At 37.0% G+C, this 19,367-nt stretch carries 22 protein-coding genes; 12 read left to right on the plus strand and 10 right to left on the minus strand.

The genetic code is table 11. The features are described 5' to 3' along the window. The first annotated feature begins 193 nt into the window (after positions 1-193). The 7 genes from G9C87_RS20770 (at position 194) to G9C87_RS02955 (ending at position 5,141) form a co-directional block, all read left to right on the plus strand. Positions 194-529, plus strand: coding sequence for a PDDEXK nuclease domain-containing protein (locus G9C87_RS20770; protein WP_228456931.1), 336 nt, complete (start codon positions 194-196; stop codon positions 527-529). A gap of 48 nt (positions 530-577) precedes the next feature. Beyond that, positions 578-1,159, plus strand: coding sequence for a Crp/Fnr family transcriptional regulator (locus G9C87_RS02930; protein WP_172277931.1), 582 nt, complete (start codon positions 578-580; stop codon positions 1,157-1,159). A gap of 134 nt (positions 1,160-1,293) precedes the next feature. Continuing rightward, entirely contained in the window at positions 1,294-1,938 is a 645-nt protein-coding gene (locus G9C87_RS02935; protein ID WP_172277933.1) for an NADPH-dependent F420 reductase, read from the plus strand. 235 nt (positions 1,939-2,173) lie between these two features. Continuing rightward, positions 2,174-2,344 carry a hypothetical protein gene (locus tag G9C87_RS20985; RefSeq protein ID WP_410498869.1) on the plus strand — a complete coding sequence of 57 codons (171 nt, stop codon included), beginning with the start codon at positions 2,174-2,176 and terminating at the stop codon, positions 2,342-2,344. A 165-nt stretch (positions 2,345-2,509) separates the two neighbouring features. Then, positions 2,510-3,022 carry a GNAT family N-acetyltransferase gene (locus tag G9C87_RS02945; protein WP_172277937.1) on the plus strand — a complete coding sequence of 171 codons (513 nt, stop codon included), beginning with the start codon at positions 2,510-2,512 and terminating at the stop codon, positions 3,020-3,022. Positions 3,023-3,289: 267 nt separating this feature from the next. Next, complete coding sequence (locus G9C87_RS02950; RefSeq protein WP_172277939.1) at positions 3,290-3,883, plus strand: Crp/Fnr family transcriptional regulator; 594 nt, start codon at positions 3,290-3,292, stop codon at positions 3,881-3,883. A 133-nt stretch (positions 3,884-4,016) separates the two neighbouring features. Further along, positions 4,017-5,141: an FAD-dependent monooxygenase gene (locus tag G9C87_RS02955; RefSeq protein ID WP_172277940.1), complete on the plus strand. Its 1,125-nt coding sequence runs from the start codon at positions 4,017-4,019 to the stop codon at positions 5,139-5,141. A gap of 269 nt (positions 5,142-5,410) precedes the next feature. Here G9C87_RS02955 and G9C87_RS02960 read toward each other — a convergent pair whose 3' ends face one another. Together G9C87_RS02960 and G9C87_RS02965 are read right to left on the minus strand one after the other, a co-directional pair. Further along, positions 5,411-6,256 carry a BspA family leucine-rich repeat surface protein gene (locus G9C87_RS02960; protein ID WP_172277942.1) on the minus strand — a complete coding sequence of 282 codons (846 nt, stop codon included), beginning with the start codon at positions 6,254-6,256 and terminating at the stop codon, positions 5,411-5,413. A gap of 14 nt (positions 6,257-6,270) precedes the next feature. Continuing rightward, positions 6,271-6,906: a BspA family leucine-rich repeat surface protein gene (locus tag G9C87_RS02965; RefSeq protein ID WP_172277944.1), complete on the minus strand. Its 636-nt coding sequence runs from the start codon at positions 6,904-6,906 to the stop codon at positions 6,271-6,273. Between the two features lie 440 nt (positions 6,907-7,346). On the opposite strand from G9C87_RS02965, the gene G9C87_RS02970 reads away from it, so the two are divergent. The 3 genes from G9C87_RS02970 (at position 7,347) to G9C87_RS02980 (ending at position 10,677) form a co-directional block, all read left to right on the plus strand. Then, entirely contained in the window at positions 7,347-7,952 is a 606-nt protein-coding gene (locus G9C87_RS02970) for a DUF6134 family protein (RefSeq protein WP_172277946.1), read from the plus strand. Between the two features lie 165 nt (positions 7,953-8,117). Next, positions 8,118-8,582 (plus strand): hypothetical protein, encoded by a 465-nt coding sequence (locus G9C87_RS02975; protein WP_172277948.1) that lies wholly within the window; start codon positions 8,118-8,120, stop codon positions 8,580-8,582. 295 nt (positions 8,583-8,877) lie between these two features. After that, the gene (locus G9C87_RS02980; RefSeq protein WP_172277950.1) at positions 8,878-10,677 is read left to right on the plus strand and encodes a hypothetical protein; all 1,800 of its coding nucleotides are present in this window, start codon (positions 8,878-8,880) and stop codon (positions 10,675-10,677) included. A gap of 78 nt (positions 10,678-10,755) precedes the next feature. Here G9C87_RS02980 and G9C87_RS02985 read toward each other — a convergent pair whose 3' ends face one another. The 5 genes from G9C87_RS02985 to G9C87_RS03005 all read right to left on the minus strand — a co-directional run bounded on the left by G9C87_RS02985 (position 10,756) and on the right by G9C87_RS03005 (position 14,196). Continuing rightward, on the minus strand, positions 10,756-11,139 hold the full coding sequence (locus G9C87_RS02985; RefSeq protein ID WP_172277952.1) for a hypothetical protein: 384 nt from the start codon (positions 11,137-11,139) through the stop codon (positions 10,756-10,758). 75 nt (positions 11,140-11,214) lie between these two features. Beyond that, positions 11,215-11,745 (minus strand): Crp/Fnr family transcriptional regulator, encoded by a 531-nt coding sequence (locus G9C87_RS02990; protein ID WP_172277954.1) that lies wholly within the window; start codon positions 11,743-11,745, stop codon positions 11,215-11,217. A gap of 58 nt (positions 11,746-11,803) precedes the next feature. Beyond that, positions 11,804-12,262, minus strand: coding sequence for a MaoC family dehydratase (locus G9C87_RS02995; protein ID WP_172277956.1), 459 nt, complete (start codon positions 12,260-12,262; stop codon positions 11,804-11,806). Between the two features lie 283 nt (positions 12,263-12,545). After that, entirely contained in the window at positions 12,546-12,941 is a 396-nt protein-coding gene (locus G9C87_RS03000; protein WP_172277958.1) for a DUF3574 domain-containing protein, read from the minus strand. Between the two features lie 226 nt (positions 12,942-13,167). Then, positions 13,168-14,196, minus strand: coding sequence for a rod shape-determining protein (locus G9C87_RS03005; RefSeq protein ID WP_172277960.1), 1,029 nt, complete (start codon positions 14,194-14,196; stop codon positions 13,168-13,170). A gap of 253 nt (positions 14,197-14,449) precedes the next feature. On the opposite strand from G9C87_RS03005, the gene G9C87_RS03010 reads away from it, so the two are divergent. After that, a complete protein-coding gene (locus tag G9C87_RS03010; RefSeq protein ID WP_172277962.1) occupies positions 14,450-15,049 on the plus strand; it encodes a DUF6624 domain-containing protein in 600 nt (199 codons plus the stop codon). A gap of 11 nt (positions 15,050-15,060) precedes the next feature. Here the strand turns inward: G9C87_RS03010 and G9C87_RS03015 are convergent, their stop codons facing one another. From G9C87_RS03015 to G9C87_RS03025, 3 genes are all read right to left on the minus strand, one after another. Further along, a complete protein-coding gene (locus tag G9C87_RS03015; RefSeq protein ID WP_172277964.1) occupies positions 15,061-15,759 on the minus strand; it encodes a LytR/AlgR family response regulator transcription factor in 699 nt (232 codons plus the stop codon). Further along, positions 15,756-17,423, minus strand: a complete 1,668-nt coding sequence (locus G9C87_RS03020) for a histidine kinase (RefSeq protein ID WP_172277966.1) — start codon at positions 17,421-17,423, stop codon at positions 15,756-15,758. The genes G9C87_RS03015 and G9C87_RS03020 overlap by 4 nt, the downstream gene beginning before the upstream one ends. Before the next feature lie 113 nt (positions 17,424-17,536). Continuing rightward, positions 17,537-17,995, minus strand: a complete 459-nt coding sequence (locus G9C87_RS03025) for a MarR family winged helix-turn-helix transcriptional regulator (RefSeq protein ID WP_172277968.1) — start codon at positions 17,993-17,995, stop codon at positions 17,537-17,539. A gap of 101 nt (positions 17,996-18,096) precedes the next feature. On the opposite strand from G9C87_RS03025, the gene G9C87_RS03030 reads away from it, so the two are divergent. After that, a complete protein-coding gene (locus tag G9C87_RS03030) occupies positions 18,097-19,287 on the plus strand; it encodes an FAD-dependent oxidoreductase (RefSeq protein WP_172277970.1) in 1,191 nt (396 codons plus the stop codon). Positions 19,288-19,367: the final 80 nt, after the last annotated feature.

The following is a 19,367-nucleotide window of genomic DNA, read 5'->3' on the forward strand; positions in this document are numbered from 1 at the left end:
GAACGTACGATGATTGGCAATATAAAACTCTCAGTGGTGCCGAAAGAAATTTACCAAGAAGTTCAAAACATTTTTAAAGACAGCTATGTTTTTGATTTTTTAAATCTTCCCGATCCGCATAGTAAAAGGGATTTACAAAAAAGGTTTAATCAGTCGAATGTAAAATTTTATTTTAGAATTAGTTAAAGATTTTTTGTTTATTGGGGAAGTATACAAAGTACAAGTAGGAAAGAGTGATTTTTATGTTGATTTACTGTTTTATAATCTTGGTTTGCATTGTTTGGTAGCTTTTGAAATGAAATCAGACCAGTTTAAACCTGAACATTTGGGACAACTGAATTCCTATCTTGAAGTTCTAGATCGTGATGTGAAAAGACAATTAAACCCAAGTTTTGGCATATTATTGTGTAAAGATAAAGACAGTGAAGTGGTTGAATATACTTTAAGTAGTAGTCTTTCGCCTACAATGGTTGAAGAATGTCAGATGCAATTTCCCGATAAAAAACTATTGCAACAGAAATTGCATTAGTTATTTGAGGATAGCAATAACAATAAATAATAATAACTTAAAATCCAAATGTACGAACCTTTAATCAATTTTATTAAAAACCACTCTAAGACACCACTGACTGATAATGATTTAGAAATCATCAAAGATGTTTTTATTCCAAAGAAAATAAGAAAAAAACAATACTTTTTACAAGAAGGTGATGTTTGTAAATACTCTGGATTTATCTTGAAAGGGGCAATGCGTCAATATACTGTGGATGACAAAGAAACGGAACATATCATGCGATTATCTATTGAAAATTGGTGGGTAAATGACCGCGAAAGTTTTGGCAATGGGACACCTTCTATCTACAATATCGATGCATGGGAAGATACCGATTTGCTTGTGGTAAGCAGAGAAGATATAGTGAAATTAGAATCTATAACTGCACTTAACGAAATGGGGCGCCAACTCGATTTTAATCATGCCTACACTTTACAAAGGCGACTAAATGCTTCTATTAGTAAGTTGGCTGAACAACGATATAAAGAATTTTCAAAACTATATCCCGAATTTTTACAGCGATTTCCACAACATATCATAGCATCCTATCTCGGCATGACCAAAGAAACCCTTAGTCGATTACGCCGCAATTCTTTGAGAAAATAGTTTTTTAGGCTTAAAAATACTTAAAAATGGTTGATATATGTCAACAATTTTTTTTAACATTTGTTATCTTTTTACCTCTGCATTTTCTCTCAATTTTGTAGTGTAAATTTTAATAAATAATAAAAAACAAAAATATGTCAACTAAAAAAGTAGCCATCATTGGAGTAGGTAACATAGGTAAAGCAATTAGCAGGAACTTAGTAAAAGGTAATCGTTCTTTTATTTTGACTAGTAGAAATTTAGAAAATGCTCAAAAATTTGCAAAAGAATTAGGAAATCTTGGAACAGTAAATGAAATAAAAGAAGCCATTCAACAATCAGATATTGTTATTATGGCTGTTTCTTTTAAGGCGGTTCAAGAATTATTAAAACAATATGCTTCCGAATTGAAAGGGAAAATAATCATAGATCCTTCAAATCCTTTAGGACTGGACGAAAATGGAAAACTTAAAAAGTTAATTGGGGAAAGCGAATCTGCGGGACAAATTAATGCACAATTTTTACCAGAGAAAGCAAAGCTAGTCAAGGCGTGGAGCTCTTTATCTGCAACAAATTTAGCTAAATCGGCTTTTCAAGAACCTGAATTTGCTGTATTATTTTATGCAACAGATGACGAAACTATCAATGCCGACGTTGAGCTATTAATCCAAGACAATGGTTATACACCATTTAGAATAGGAAATATTGAGCAATCTATAAGAATTGAATTTCCTGGGGATTTGAGCGAATTAGGTTTAGGAAAAACGGTGTCTTTAGCTGAGGCTAAAACAATTATTTAAGAGTTTATTTTATTTAAAAAAGGAAAATAACCAAAAGCCTTCAATGGCGTTACAAATCGGTCTTTGGGTTGCACAAGTAATTTTAACCTTGAGGTTTTTAATGTCGGGAGGATAAAACTAAGTCAGCCTATCGAGGTAGTTTCAGATATCGTTCCAAATGTTCCGTTGGGATTTATCATTAGGAGCATTAGGACTTATATTGCCTTCTGTTTCAAGAATAAAACCAAACATCAGCATTTGGGCAGCCATAGGAATTGCCATATTTATGGTTTCGGCATTAGCATATCATATTTCAAGAGGCGAAATACAAAAAATAGAAACAGAAGTCTTATTATTGTTAATAGTATATTCATTGTTTGGGGTCGCTCGAAAAAAGCTCCAATTCGAAAAAAAACATGGTAAATAATCCTTATTTCTAATTTGTATTAAATCTTTTGAAATCGTCTGGCTTTTAGTAATGGTAGAGAAAAATGAATTTTTCTTCTTTCTTTATATTCTTAAAGATTGATATGAAAAATGAATTTTACTTATATCTAAAAATTTGAATACGGTTAAAATAATATTAAGGATTGTGAATCAAGAAGAAATAATATTTTCACTAGAAAATTATTTAATCCGCCAACTCAACGACTCGGAGTTTTTATTATATAAACAAATGCGTTTGGAAGCTTTAAAAACCGAACCAGCTATGTTTCGAATAACACATCCGTCCGAAACTAAGCTTACTGATGAGGAATGGCTAGCAAGAATAAAAGAACCCAGAGCCGTTTTTGGTCTTTATCTTATGGATGAGCTTGTTGGAATGACAAGTATTGTGTTACTTAATGATGCCGAAGCCTACTTAGGGCAATCATATATCAAAAGAGAGCATCGTGGTAAAGGTTTATCAGCACTTTTTTATAAGAGTAGAATAGCTTGGGCTTTAAAAAAACAATTAAAAAAATTGAGTATCAGTCACCGAGAAAGTAATATTGCATCAAAAATGGCTAATCAAAAATTTGGTTTTCATTATACCCATACGGAACCCTGTAATTGGCAGGACGGACAAAGTGAGAATGTTTTATACTACGAACTAAAATTGTAAATTTTGAAAAAAAATGCAACTCATTCTAAAAATCAGATGAATTATGCCTACAAATTTTCAAATAAAAAATATGTTTTGGATCTCAGATAATATGGGTAATAAGCAGAAAATCACTTTTCAATTTAACCCCCAAAGTACGGTGACATTATATAACAGATCTGAGATTACTCATACATGAACGTCACGTTCGCGCCAGCAGTGGGATTTGGCAACATAATTCCGGATATGTATATTTGAGAAAGATTCTTACAAGCTTTTTGATTTATCATGTTTGATCATAATACCTTTAAAAAAACATTAGCTCAGGCACTTGCTGTGGATGAGGTTCGAATAGATACTTTTTATGAATTATTAGAGTTCAAAGAGCTAAAACGAAAAGAATTTTTAATTCAGCAGGATGAGTTTTGTAATTTTATTGGATTTGTCATTAAAGGAACGCTTCGTACTTTTTACATCAATGAAGAAGGCTGTGAGATCAATTTTCTTTTTCATTTTCATAACAGACTGGAAGACATGGGATTCACAGATTTTGAGAGTTTTCTTTTACAGGAGAAGGCTAAACTCAATATCCAAGCTTTAGAAAAATCATATGTTGCCCTGATATCGCGTAAAAATTGGATGGAACTTACTCATAGTGATGAATACTGGCAGGTATTTGGCCGGCGCATGACGGAGATAGTGTATCTTGCTGCCAAGCATCGAATTGAAGAATTATTATACTTTACACCGGAAAACAGGTATCTCAAACTGCTAGAGAATTATCCGGAAATTGTTCTGAAGTTTCCTCAGAAGTATATAGCAAGTTATCTAGGTATTCAACCTCAATCGCTAAGCCGGATCCGCAGAAGACTGATGCGTTAGAATTAAATACAAACTGATGCTTACGGTTTGAGAAGGATACTTTTATATCGCAAACTGATGAATGTTTATTAACTTAAGTGAACGTTTTTGGAGGATTGGAGCTTCTACATTTGTGCTATCAAAACAGCATGTTATGAATGAAACAATCACAATTATAGGAGCGGGTATCGGCGGATTGGTAACGGCCCTAATGCTCAGACAGCAAGGATATGCGGTACACATCTATGAGGGAGCAACAGAAATAAAAGCAGTTGGAGCAGGAATTATTATGGCGAACAATGCCATGCAGGTCTTTAAATCCTTAGGCCTTCATCAACAGGTTGAAAAGGCTGGTAACCGTATTTCTGCTATGAAAATTACGGATCGTTATCTTAAATCTTTATCAGTGGTCGACCTGAAAGATTTTGAAAAGCAATATGGAGTTTGCAATATAGCCATCCATCGTGGTGCGCTACAGCAATTGTTGGTAGAAGCATTAGGTAACGAGCATATAAGTTTATCAAAACGGTTAGTAAAAATAGAAAAAAAAGACAATTATCATCTTTATTTTGAAGACGGTTCTGTACATAAGACAAGGTGGTTAATTGGAGCAGATGGAATCAATTCTGTGGTGCGTAAGCAACTTTTTCCAACAAGCAACCTTCGGGATGCTAAGCAAAGATGTTGGCGTGGAGTTAGTGAAATGGATTTGCCTGCAGAATATCATCATGAGCTTAATGAAGCCTGGGGAAAAGGAAAGCGCTTTGGCTTTGTAAAGATAGCCCCGAATAAAGTCTATTGGTACGCATTAGTGAATGAAAATGCAAAGGAAAAAGAAGTAACAAAAAGTTTCAGAGATTTTCACCCAACTATTCAGTCAATAATTTCCCAATGCAGAGATAGTGACATTTTTATCAGCAATATTGTCGATCTTAAGCCTATTAATTGCTGGCAGCAGGAGCAGGTATGTCTTGTAGGGGACGCTGCGCATGCCACAACGCCTAATTTGGGACAAGGGGCATGTCAGGCTATAGAAGATGCATACATACTCGGGAAGCTACTCGCCAAGGAACAAAATATACAGACTGCCTTTCAACAATATGAAGCAATACGAATGCCTAAGGCTTTACAGGTCGTAAACAGCAGTCGTACTGTGGGACGCCTGGCGCATATAGATAATGGTTTGGGAGTATGGTTGAGAAACAATCTTATGAAAAATATTCCAGCTTCTGCCAACCGGAAGCAGCTTGAAACTATTTTTAAACTTCAGATGGATTAGATTATTTTATGTGGAAGAAATAGATGGAATGAAGAGAATTGTGATAGATTTTCTGTAATTATTTTGAACCCTTTTCAGGTAGTCTCTGTAGTTGCTTTCGCTGGCGCGCGGGCCTCGCTCATTGCTCATCCACATCTTACAGATTTAAATCAACTTCGAAGGTTTCCTGATTGTCATTATAGTAATTCTTCTAACTTACATAAATATAATACTTAAAAAACTCCAAAGTACAATGACTTTGGAGCTGAATTTAATTGTAAATTAACCTGTTATTGCTTGATTATTTTAGTTAGAGTCGTATCACCTTTTAAGAAATAGTCTCCTGATGGATATTCAGTAAGATCGATCGTGTTTTTCCCCTTTCTAAAGATTATATTTTTAATAAGATTGCCGTTGATATCATATAAATGAACATTTTCGTCTGATGAGGATTCTACATTAATCACTCCTGTTGTTGGATTAGGATAAGCGGAGGTTTTAGTTTTTGGTGAAGCTTCTCTTGCTGACAGAAAACAACCGGCAATATAGGAATCTCCGATAATATTAAAGCCTTTATTGATCAGCTGAGCTCTGGCCAGCATAGCCTGCGGTGTAGAATAAACAAGTCCTGTTGCATCTATAGTTCCGGATGTTATTGTTGAGTTCGCCCATGTAGGATTATTATTCAGAGCAATAAGAAACTTGCTGTAATTTGTACATGATAAGCCGGCATTTTTAAATCCGAAATAGATTGCATTCCAGCTGAAGTTTTGTAGCTTGATGTTCCACGAAGAAATATCCTGGTCAAAATGGGAAGCACCCGAAAACATATTAAATCCGGCAATATAATCAACCTTACTTACGTCCCAATTTCCAATGGGCTGATTGAATGATACTGCATTTTCAAACATATGCTCAAAATCTTTTACTTTACTTGTATTCCAGTTATTAAGAGGCTGATTAAATGCTTTTGCATTATAGAATGTATAACGGAAATTAGTAGCATTTTCCGTATTCCATGAATTTAATGGCTGATTAAAAGAAGTAGCATCCGAAAACATAGAAGAGAAGTCAGTTCCGGACATTGTATTCCAGGAAGAAATATCTTGATTGAAAGAAGAAGCAGAAGAAAACATGCCACTAAAATTGGTTACTTTTGCTGTATCCAGTTTCCAATATTCTGATTAAACAGAGTAGCTCCGCTGAACATACCGCTCATATCCGTAATATTGTATGGATTCCAATAAGAAAATGAAGTGTGCCCTGTCAAAGATGAACAGTTTAGGAACATTTGTGACAAATTGTTTATATGTGTAAGGTCAGGAGTATCTGCTGCCGTTACATTAAGACTTGGACAGTTGGCGAATGCACTTTCGAATTGCTGAAGCCATGTAGTATTTCCCCACTGACTTACTTCTATGAGCTCCTGATTTCCCTCAGGAGGCATAATACCGGTATTGGCCCTGAACCCATAAAATAATCCGTTACCGCCGGATACTTTCACTTCGTAGGTAGCCTGCAAAGGATCTGTATGTAATGAAGGTCCGAAATTTATGGTTATAGGATTGTTACTGTTAGAAGTGACAGAATTCATGATTCCGTTATGCTGAGGATATCCTACTTCTTCCCAATAAATGGTATAATCGGTTCCTGTGCCGCCAAACTTTATTGAATGATCAATAATGCCATTTGCATTTGGTTTCCAGAGCGTAGTAAATTCATTCTGCGCGTAGGAAATGAAAAAAGAAAGAAGAAAAATGATTATCAGTTGTTTTTTAAACATCATGTAAAAAAGTTGTTTTTAGGTTAAAATTTGGTTTAGTAAGACAATTAATTTCCCGGGATTCTTTATCTTATCTCTAATACAAAGGTACTTGTGCACAGCGACAGAACTCGTCGTATTAAAAATTATCATTTCTTTTTTTGAGTTTTTTTGATGAAAATTATCCTGTAGAATATTTGCAACAACAGAACAATTTAAATTGGAAAGAGTGTGAAGAAAAATGTATCCCAAGTTAATTGGAGTACAGCAATACGAATCGGTGGCTAAGTTTAATATAATTATTTAAAAAACAAGGTTCAATATTATAAACCAGAACGAAGATTTATGCTCAAATATCTTGTTTTCAATTGTTTAAATTATTTAAAAATAATAAGTTCACATTTATCCTCCGGAACATTTTAAGCTTTTTCCCGGACTAATTTTGCTTCATAAATATTTTTATTATGAAAGCACTCCTGATTTTTACGGTGATGGTGTACAATTATTTTCAACCTTTCATGGCACCACCTATTAACAAAGAATTGAACTATTCCATCATTAAGGATAATAAAATGATTGGCAAGATCCATGTGGAGCGTTCTTTAAAAGATGATGTCACTGAATATCTTTTTGAATCAAGGGCCAAAGTAAAGCTTCTTTACAGTATTGAAATTTATGACAAAATGGGGGTTACTTTTAAACAGAATATCCTTCAACAGGCCAAACTTTACCGGACAATGAACGGAAAACTAAAGGTGAACAATACCGCTACCTGGAATGGAAGTTTTTATCATCTTTCGGATAAAGATGGAGCGAATGGCTCGCTGAAACAGTCAATTTTCAGTTCGACGGCAAGTTTGTATTTTAATGAACCGGGGAACATAAAATCCGTTTTTTCGGAGAAATTCCAAAAAATGATTCCTGTCCGGAAGATTACTTCGGGAAAGTACAGAATCGATCTGCCCAACGGAAACACCACTACTTATACCTACAGCAATGGAATTTGTACTTTGGTGGAAGCCGATACGGATTTTGCGAATTTAAAATTTGTTCTTGATCAGAACCGATAATCAGGAGTAACAAATGACCTGAACCCTTTCTCCTAAAGGCCGAAATCAATACATTTAAAAACATGGAAATATTATTGTTGACAGTGTTTTTTGTTTTGGTAATAATATCACAGGATCTTTCAAAAGAAAATACTGATTTTTGCGTTTATTTCTTAAATTTGACTCATGCGAAAGAATCTTTATTGTATCCTTATATCATTTTCTCTTGTGAGTTGCTATACTTATCAGGTAAAAAAACAGGCCAATCCCACAGCCGACAATAAGCAGGCATCTAAAATGAGCTCTGGTAATAATGCTCCTGCGCAAACGAAAAATCCAAACGCTGATTCCCAAAATCTGAATCTGCAACAAGTATCCGCTCCTGTGAATGTTCAGGAGAAGCTCTCACCTAATAAAAATGTGAGGATTGAAGCAGACGGCAAAACCTACAAAGTAATAGTGGACAGATGGGAAAGTGATAGTCTGGTTGCGCATCCGGTCCATAATCCTAAGAAAATTCTAAAATTTCATAAGAATCAGATTAATGCCGAAAGAATTGCTGAAAAAAGATTTTCGCAGCCCATAGCTGACATCATTACGGTAGCGGCCTATGCCGGTGCGGGGGTTCTCATCTGGTCGCTTTTGAAATAGTTTTCGACAAAAGTTTTTTGCGCTATTACGGTTCAACACCCCAGCATTTTGCTTGCTGTTTACTTTGGTTCAAAGCGCAATAAATTGCCAGTTGATCTATAACAAAGTAATGGGTTGATTTTAAATTTGTTGAGTTCAACTTCTACCAAAAGATGATTTTTTCATTTGCTATCTGCAGATGCATTCATCTTTCCTGGAGTGAAAGATGATATGATTTCAATAGAATTTAGTACGTTTTTAATTCTTATTGGCTTGTAAATTGATATTATCAAGCTTATTGAATTTTTGATGACTAATGACTAGATCTACTATATTTTTAATTTTGCTGTTCGGTGGTTTTTTCTTTTTAAATGCACAGGAAAAAAAAGATTCTCTTTATTACAAAATAGAAGAATTTTCGGATCATCATAAAGTGACCAAATTCTTTCACCGGCTCATATTCCGTAGGGAAGCGGATTCTACTTCTGTTAAGTCCAGAACTGAAAAGCTATCGCAGGAGAAATATAACAGGAAATACATCAGAAATATCCGTATAGAAACGATAGACCCCTTTGGATATGGTTCCAAGGATACTAAAGAGCAATCTAAATGGTACGACTGGATCACCAATCATCTTCATCCTAATACCAGGACTTCCACGGTTAATAATTACCTGCTTTTTCACGAGGGGGAAGAGTATAATGCGCAGAAACTCTATGAATCCGAACGTTTGTTGAGAAAAATGGCTTTTGTCAACAGGGTTCATATCGGTGTTGAGGAAAGTAATTCCAACAATGATTCTATTGATGTGGTGGTAAGGGTTCTCGATTCATGGAGTTTAAAACCCAGGCTAAGCTACTCGGGAAGTAAAATCGGCCTTGGAGTTACGGAAGAAAATGTTCTGGGATTAGGCCATACCTTCGATTTCCTTTACCGAAACGATTCTAAAGAAAAGCAAAACTACCTTTTGGGAAGTTACACGGCCTATAACCTTTTCGGGTCCTACGTTGATGCACAGATTCTGGGGGAGAGGGATTTTTTTAAAAATGAAAGAATCAACTTTAATGTCAGGAGAGACTTTTTCTCACCACTCACCAAATGGGCAGGTGGTGTTAGTCTGGAATATTTCATGAGACATGTTTTACTTCCTGTAGAGAACGATACAACATATCCGGAAGTCCAGATCAAGGTATATAGCCAGGATGTATGGGGTGGATATCAGATTCCTGTTTCATCCGATCCGAATGAAAAAGTCTCCAGTAATATTGCCATAATCGGGAGGTTCCAAAACTATCAATATAAAGACAGCCCGGGAATCGACCGGTATCAGTATTTTAATTCTTACAGCAGTTTCCTGATGTCTATCGGGTTTATCCAAAGGAATTTCTCGGTTCAGAAAAATATTTTTCAATATGATTTGCCGGAAGATATTGCTTATGGTAAATCATTGAATTTGACGGCCGGGGGATTGTCTAGAAATAACGACGTAAAACCATATGTGGGAGTTGCGGCATCTTATGGTAATTTTACCAGGCTGGGGTATTTTAATTTAAAAGCTGAGTTCGGAAGGTTTTTTAATGAAGACAATCAAAATCGCGAGTCCTTCCGGCTAGATGGAACTTATTTTACCCATCTGATGGATTGGAAATTTGCCAAGGTGAGACATTTTTTCTCTCCGACCCTGGCTTTGGGGAATCCACAGCATAACTATTCGTACAAAGACAGAATTAATCTTTCGGCTTCAGATGAATTTCCGGTTTATAACTCGGATTATATCGGAACTAAGAAACTGGTTCTGAGATATCAGCTTCAGTTGTTCGTTAATAAAACCTGGAAGAATTTTCACTTCAGCCCGTATTTAACCGCCGCAGTGGGCTGGCTGGGTATGCCTGATGACAAATTACTGAAAACAACAGCCAACACAAAAATAGGAATTGGTGTTCTGATCAATAATCCTTTTCTGGTTTTCAACAGGATCCAGATCTCTTTTACTTATTATCCGCGTGTTCCGTTTGATAATAATTCGGTTTTTGATTTTAACAGCAACCGAAATAATCTTTTACCAATCAATAACTTTTCGACCGATATTCCGCATTTTGTGAATTTTGGAAATTAAAGAACAGTTTTTTATACTTTCGTTTAAAGAGCCTTCCTGAGAAGGCTCTTTTTGTTTTAGATTATAGCCTGAAATAGATCAAACTTCAGAACCTAATTTTTTTTCAGATGAATCACCTTCTAAAAGGAAAGTTAGTTCGTCACAATGGACTATTTTGTCATTTTTGAATTTGAATTCTGCAAAGACTTTGTGTTTTACCACCTCTTCATTCTGAAGAATACTGGTCACATAATGCTTTGTAATCAAGCAATCTTCATCACTTATTATATTTTCAAACACTACCTTTTGCTCAACTACTTTTTCCTTTAATTTCCGGATATGATTTTTAAAAGAATTAAAATCCAGCGTTACCCCATCTACATCCTGGGTATAATCTTCACTGAAGTATTTGTTGATAAGAGATTCGTCATAATTTTTGTTTTCTATGACTTCTTTGAATACGGCTTGTATTAATTTTTCCATTGTTGATATAATTTTCAACAAATGTAGCCTGGAAGTAAGTAACCCGTCGTTAACAATTGTAAAGAAATGAAGCGTTCATCGATTTCTGATCCTGCTTAAGCTGACCGGCGTCATACCGAGGTAAGACGCGATCAAATGCTGAGGAATACGGAGGATGATTTCCGGATTTTCTTCAAGAAGCTTTTTGTAGCGCATTTCCGGCTTTTCCCGGATCTGAGAGATCAATAACTGCTGGTAATCATTTACCCGGCTTATGAGATATTTATTAAAGAGATTCATGAAGGTAATGTCTTCGGATAATGTATCGATATCCGTTTTTTCTACTGATAAAAGGCTGCATGCTTCGATCGTTTCCACTGTATAAGAGCTTGGCTGATGATAAAAGAAGCTCTCGGAACAGCAAAAAATATGATTTTCAAAAAGGAATTGAAATGTGACTTCTTTACCGTCATAATGAGTCCAGCCTCTCAGAATTCCTTTTTTTAAATAATAGAACTTTCGCGAAACCGTTCCTTCTTCGATTATTACGCTTTTAGGCCCGTATTTTTCTTCTTTCCCGGATTTGAAAAGAAGATCAGTAAGCTGATGTAATTCGTGGTCTTTCATAGATGCAACTAAACATTATTCATGTTTACGGAATGAAAATAATGAATTCTTCCTGTTTTTAAGCGAAGTGGTAAAGAAAAATAACATCACCGGTGTATGCGGGTTTCTCTTCACCTTTAATGATCAGCTTAGCCTGGATCACCGCTTTAACAGTTCCTCTGAGGTTGGATATCATTTTTGCGGTGGCTTGTAGCTTTACTTCGCTGTTAACACGTACGGCCTGCCCAAATTTGAAGCTTTCTATTTCGTAATTGATTTCCATTTTTACATTACGGACATCCGCTATCTGCTTCCATAAATAGGGGATAAGAGAAAGAGTGAGATACCCGTGGGCTATGGTTGATCCAAAAGGTCCTTCTTTTTTTGCCCTTTCCGGATCGACATGTATCCATTGCCGGTCTAAAGTTGCATCAGCAAATTTATCGATCTGTTCCTGATCTATCTGATGCCAGTTGGAAACACCTATGGTTTTTCCTTCATAGGACTTATATTCTTCAAAATTGTTGATCGTTACCATTGTATTTCCGTTTATATTTTAACCTGATCGGCTTTATTGTTTTACTTACCAAGTTTCCTGCCAAGTTAAGGCTATTGATCCGGAATTACATATTAAAAGTCATTTCACTTTTTGATCGTTCTTTTATATGAATGATGATGAGGGTTTTGAACAAAGAATTTCGCTTTGAGCTTACTTGTAAAAAATATAAGTTAAATCAGTTAGTAATGATTTTTCTAATGAAAAGGTCTACACGGAGTTTCCTGAAGGATGAAATGTAGGGAAAGGGTAATTTACAAACAGATTATGTCTTACTGATGAATTTTACTTTGGGCTTGCTATCTATTCTGAGGACACTTTGCTGATGAAATTGACGAATATACTTTTGTGTAATACTGTCGAGGGAAGCATTTCTTTTTTTGGTGGGTTTACCGAGAAAGGTCACCACCTTGGTATTTTCGGAAATGGTTTGTTTGGTCTGGGTGTCCATCCATTTCCCGAGAGCATCTACTTCTGTGTATCCTTCAGGGAAGTATTGGGTAATAACCCCGTCAGAAAATTCCTTCCACTGCTGCTGGGTTACATTGCCACCGGTCGGGATATTAGTTCCAAAATACAGATCGGTTCGCTGCATAGTAGCGCAGGAAGTAAGAACAAGACTGAAAATAGATACAGATAAGGCTGTTTTTAAAGTTTTCATGGCTTTTTGGGTGATGATATGTTGGAACACTTTTTCCTTTTTAGTACTGCTTTTCTTATAATCCGGATGCAAATTATGTACTCAGCAAATATAAAATTTTAATTAAAACAATTCAATGCCAGGTGATAAATATATTTTAACCATTTGTAATATTGTTGTTTTTTACCCAACACAAAAAGGCCTTAAATATGTATTCAAAGCCTTTTGCTATTTATTCCGGTCAATATTAGTTACTCATCAGGAAACTAAACTTATTGATGTTTTTAAGCGCGATACCTGTACCTCTTACAACGGCTCTCAAGGGATCTTCCGCCACACATACAGGTAATCCTGTTTTTTTGTGTATTCTGTCTGCAAGTCCATGAAGAAGAGCACCACCTCCGGCGAGATAGATTCCCGTTTTATAGATGTCTGCTGCCAGTTCAGGCGGAGTGAGGGAAAGCGTTTCCATCACCGCATCTTCAATTCTCATCAGGGATTTATCCAGGGCTTTAAAAATCTCTTTGTAATTCACCATGATCTCTTTAGGTTTCCCGGTGATCATGTCCCTTCCCTGTACCGGAATGTCTTCCAAAGGATAATCCAGCTCTTCCAGTGCAGATCCGATTTCGATTTTTATTCTTTCAGCTGTTCTCTCTCCAACATACAGATTGTAATAGGATCTCAGGAAGTAAGCAATATCATTGGTAAAGACATCTCCGGCTATTTTAAGCGATCTGTCGCAAACGATTCCCCCCAGTGCAATGACTGCAATTTCAGTCGTTCCGCCACCTATATCTACGATCATATTTCCTTCCGGATTCTGAACGTCAATACCCGCACCAATTGCAGCGGCCATTGGCTCATAGATCAGCTTAACTTCCTTTGCATTCACTTTCAATGCAGAATCTTTTACAGCCCTTTTTTCCACTTCCGTAATCCCTGAAGGAATGCAAATGACAATTCTAAGTGCTGGCTGTATAAATCTCCCCTTAATTCCCGGTATCTGTTTAATGAATTCTTTGATCATGTGTTCGGAAGCATGAAAATCAGCAATTACACCGTCTTTCAGCGGACGTACTGCTTTAATATTTTCATGGGTCTTCCCCTGCATAAGCTTCGCCTGTTCTCCGACTGCTATTGGTTTTCCTGTTGTACGGTCAATAGAGACGATCGAGGGCTGATCAATGATGATTTTGTTATTATGTATAATTAGTGTGTTAGCGGTTCCAAGATCCATTGCGATCTCTTGTGTAAACATATCAAATAGCCCCATCTTTTTCGTTGTTTTTTAGGCTGCAAAGTACGGCTTTATGTATTAAAATCACAGCCTCCGAATTTAGGTAAAGGCGTTAAAGTTGTGTTAATTATCTTTCTCCCTAATCCGCATTCCGGAGTTTTGGAAAGTTTCCCGGGAGTGTCATTGTTCAATTGATTAGTTTAAAATATAGAGTATATTTATAAAGGCAGATCAAGATAGGTATTAAGCGATCAAAAATACCGGTAGTAAATATTATTAAAAACTTATTATGAGCCATAACCATTTTGCAGAAAGAATTATTGAACTAAAAAATGAAGATCTCGAATTGCGTGATCAGCTTATCAAAAGAGGGGAACTCGGGGAAGGATATCACAAAGAAATGGAACAATTGCATAACAGGAATGCGAAAAAACTGAATGATATCATGGATATTATTGGTTATCCCGGTATTGACAAAGTGGGTAAAGAAGCCAGTGAAGCTGCCTGGCTGATTATACAGCATGCTATCGGCCAGCCTGAATTGATGAGAAAATGCGTCCGGTTATTAAAAGATGCAGTAGACGAACAAAAGGCCGATCCTAAAAATCTCGCCTATCTTAGTGACCGGATTGCCGTGTTTGAAGGAAAGCCGCAGCTGTACGGAACCCAATTTGACTGGAATGAGAACGGAGAAATGGTCCCGAATTTTATTGACAATATCACAAAAGTTAATGAACGAAGAAAATCTATTGGGCTGAACACACTGGAAGAGCAAGCGGCCATAATCCGTGAGCAGGTAAAAAGAGAAAATCAGTTGCCACCTGACGATTTTAGCAAAAGAAAAAATGAGATGGAAGCCTGGAAGAAGAAAGTAGGATGGATAAAATAAAACGGTAACAATCAAATGGTCTTATTTCTGAGCTCTTTGTATTTTGAACGTCCAATCGGAAGGATTTCCCCGTTTTTAAGCAATAAGCCGTACCGGGAACCGGGGCTGATGGTGATCTTTTCAGCCTGAGACAGATTGACAAGATAGGATTTGTGAATCCGCTCAAATTCTCCAGGAAGAAGCTGTTGTAAAAGCTCTAAAGATTTATCGTGAAGCTCCTGCCGGCCATCTTTTAAGTGAAGTTCGGTATAAATTCCGGCTCCTTTTATATAAATCAGATCCGTAATATTCACCAACCGTATTTGTCCGGATCTCTTCACAGCCAGGTATTGGATGTCGTCACCCGACTTTATGGAAGGGCTGCTAAAACGGTTAAGGGCCTGAAAAAGCCTGTCCTCATCAAAAGGCTTGGGAACAAAGTCGAGTACTCCGTATGCAAAGGCAGTGATTGCTTTATCGGTATTGGCTGAAACAATGATGGTGTGAAAAGAAGAGGCTACCATATGTTCCAATACTTCAAAACCATTATCACCATTGAGGTTCAGATCGAGAAGCAGCAGATCAGGAAGATCGTGTTCTATTTGGGAAAGTCCTTTTTGCAGAGAATCGCAAACTGTAATCCGAACAGGTCTGTCTTCGAAGAATTTTGCTGTCATACGCTGCAGGCGATGTGCGATCCTTGATTCGTCCTCTATAATCAGTATATTCATGATCTTGTAATTTGAATGGTCGATAGCCAGCCGTTTTCTGTTTGAACGGATTTGAATACCCAGTTTTGTCCGTAACTTTCTGTCAGACGGGCACGGATATATTTAAGTCCGTTGCCGCCACTCCGGCTTGTGAATACCTCACGGTTTTTTGCAATGGTTTCGAATACATATTCGTGATGATTTCCCGATAAGGAATAGCTCAGTTTAAATGTAATGATATTTCCGGGCAATGGTTCACTGTGGGTAATGCCATTTTCCAGTAAAGTATGAATAATGGCGGGTGGAATGAATTGCGTTTCATCTATTCCGTTTTGCTCCCATTTATAGTTTATCTCTTTCCGGAAACCCATGACTGAAAGATGCTGCCGGCAAAGTTCGAGCTCTTTTGTTATGGGAATCAGGGTCTGTTCGGAAATCTCATTCATAATGTCAAACTCTGCGGCCAATGCCTGGATGAAGCGCGATCCTTCCCTGGGTGATTCTTCGACCCAGTCCATCATAGAGGTTAGTGTATTTCTCAGGAAATGAGGCTGGATATTTTTTTTCAGCAATTCCAGTTGCAGCCTTGAAGAAAGCAATACAGCCTGCTGGTGTTCGGCTTCAATAACACTGGTCCGGATCGAGTGCAGGTAAAGCATGCTTAAAACAATGATCGTAAAGCTAATAAAGAGTCCATAGTCGTAAAAAATAAATTTATGCATCAAGCCACTGATCAAGAGTCCTGCCAGTACGATAAAACCTCCTTTTTCCTTTTGGATAATACCGTTCAGAACAACAATAATAGCTGTAATGAGCATTGCAAGACTGTACAATCTGGCGGTAAGGTCGTAATGACCGTAATTAAATCCATATAATAATAAGAGCGTTACCAGAAGGGCTGCCATGAGCCACTTTCCTCTTTTAAAATTAAACTGAATAATAAAATACCAGGGAACCAAAAGCGCATTGGCAAAGGTGAGCCATCCAATAATTTCCAGGCGGATAAAAAACTGATAGTAGGGAATAACCACATGAAATTTAAGGTATTCCATGATCAGTAAAACAAAAAATAAAAGGCAGGTGGTTGCAAAAATAAGGATATCAAGAGGTCTTCGCCTGCTGTTCAGGTACAGGAAAAAATAATAGACTGCTGCAATAAGAAAAGCTCCGGCCATGAGATTCATATACGACATGGTAACCAGGGGTTTGGTTAATAAGGTTGTGTATTTATTCATCTTAAATCCAATGTCACGATGTACATGAGGAAGTAATGATTGAGAAGTTCGCAATGCAACAATATGGGAACCCGGTGAAATCAGGCTGTCCGGAACTCTGTAATAACTGCTTTCGGAACCTGGGGTTTCAGGTTTTCCATTTTGAGGTAATTGTCCGTTGTTTCCGATAAAAACACCATCCCAATATACTTCAAATGCGCCAAAAGATTCGATCTGAAGTCCTAAAGGCGTAAGTTCAGGTTCTACTTGCCGGAGATCAAGACGGGTCCGTGACCAGAATATCTTATCAGAAGTATCTCCTCTTACCCGTGACCAGTTTTTGTCATTGTAGTTCTTAGCTGCCCAGGCCGGATCATCTCCTGTTTTATACAGCGATACAGGTTCATCATTCTGAATAACCGGGATATTCACCAGGTTCAGGAATACCAATAAAAGCAGGACCTTATGCATAATGTAAATATACAAGGTAATGGATAAATCCTGGTTGTCGTTTGAAAGTCTGTAGAGCTGTTTGCATGTTTTTAATTAGGTTGCAGATACATAGACTTATTTATCACATCATATTACAGATCCGATGTCATCTGGTTCAGATCATCACTGCTTATCTGAAGTATTTTTTCCATAAAACCGTTGATAATATCGAGTTCCTGGTCAGAATATGTTTTGAATAATTCTGTTGTAGCAGCTATTAAAGGAGCGTATAACGGGAATACCCTTTGTTGTATGGTATTTAAGTTAGGCTCAATAATTACTTTTCTTCGGTCAGATTTATCCAGGACCCTTTTTACAAAATCTGCTTTTTCAAGGCGATCGATCATTTTGGTAACGGCTCCTCCTGATATTCCTGTTTCGCTGGAAAGTGTTCCAGCAGTCGCTTTTCCGTTTCGTAACAGGACTTCCAAAGCTTCAAGATCGGTAGGATTGATTTTCAATTGAGCGGCGATAAGATTGCTCCTTCTAACAGCATGGGTACTTTGTTCTTTGAGTCTTTCACCGATTTGTTCTATTTTATTTCTGCTCATTGTTGTTGGTGTAAAATAATTTATTTTACTTTGTAAAATGTTTTATAAGTAAAATAAAATCAAACTTAATTATATACAAAGTAAACAAAAACCGATCAGTTATGGAAGAGAATCGAAAAGCCATTATTTTAGGTGCCGGAATTGCTGGTACTGCCATGGCATTATTCCTTGAAAAAATTGGTATTTCCTCCGAAATCTTTGAGCTAAGATCACGAGAGGAAACTGCGGGTGGTGGCCTGAATATAGCACCAAACGGAATGAATGTACTGGCAGAGCTTGGCCTGGCAGAGGAAATTATTCAAAGCGGATGTCCCGTTCATGAAGGAGTTTTTAGAAATGGCAAAGGAAAAAGGCTGGCAAAAATGCTGTTTACAGATCTGCAGAAGTTTCCGCAACCTGCAGTCAGTATGAAGAGGCAGACATTGGTAGATATCTTAAGAAAAGCTGTCCGAACTAAGAATATCCCGCTTTATTTTGAAAAGAAAGTAAAAGATATTGTCCAGACTGACGATGGGAAAGTGATCGTTTCCTTTGATGATGATACTGTTTCAATCGGGGACCTGTTGATTGGAGCAGATGGGATCAATAGTGAGGTAAGAAAGTCCGTCGCCCCTGAAATTCAACCGGAATTTACCGGGATTATTTCGCATGCCGGTTTTATTTCAAAAGATAAGCTGGCAGGTTTAACAGACAGGGAGTTCAGGAACATTAATTTTATTTATGGCAAAAACGGTTTCTTTGGCTTTAGCGGAGCAAACGATAAAGAATTAATGTGGTGGACCAACGTCATTTCCGAAATGCCCTGGTCTAAAGATCAATTGAAAAACATTCATGTGGATGAGGAAAAGGAAGTTTTGAATAAACAATATGGAAACTATAGTTTTCCGGTATCGGATATCATTAATAATGCAGATTCTTACCTACGCATTAATGTTTTTGATGTACGTTTTCTTCCTGTTTGGTCTCATCGAAAAATAATACTGATAGGAGATGCAGCCCATGCGGTAAGTCCAAACTCCGGACAGGGAGCGTCTATGGCCCTGGAAGACGCAATGTTGCTGGCTAAATTGCTCAGAGATCAAAAAGAATGTCTGTCCGCATTTTCACTATTTGAACAAGAGCGCAGACCTCGTGTAGAAAAAATTGTACTTGAAGGAAGAAGAAGGGGAGAGGATAAAGTAGTGGTGAACGGTTTTAAGCAATTCATCAGGGAAACTATGATTAGAATTTTCATCAATCTTTTTGGATCAAAAGGAAACGACTGGCTTTTCAGCTATAAGATTAAGTGGTAAAAGGGAGAAGTTTACAGGAGTAATAGTTGAGTCTAATCTTCCGGATTGCTGTTCGAAAGCCTCTGGAGCGGTTCACATGT

This window comes from Chryseobacterium sp. LAM-KRS1 (assembly GCF_013184525.1).
Classification (GTDB): Bacteria; Bacteroidota; Bacteroidia; order Flavobacteriales; family Weeksellaceae; genus Chryseobacterium; species Chryseobacterium proteolyticum.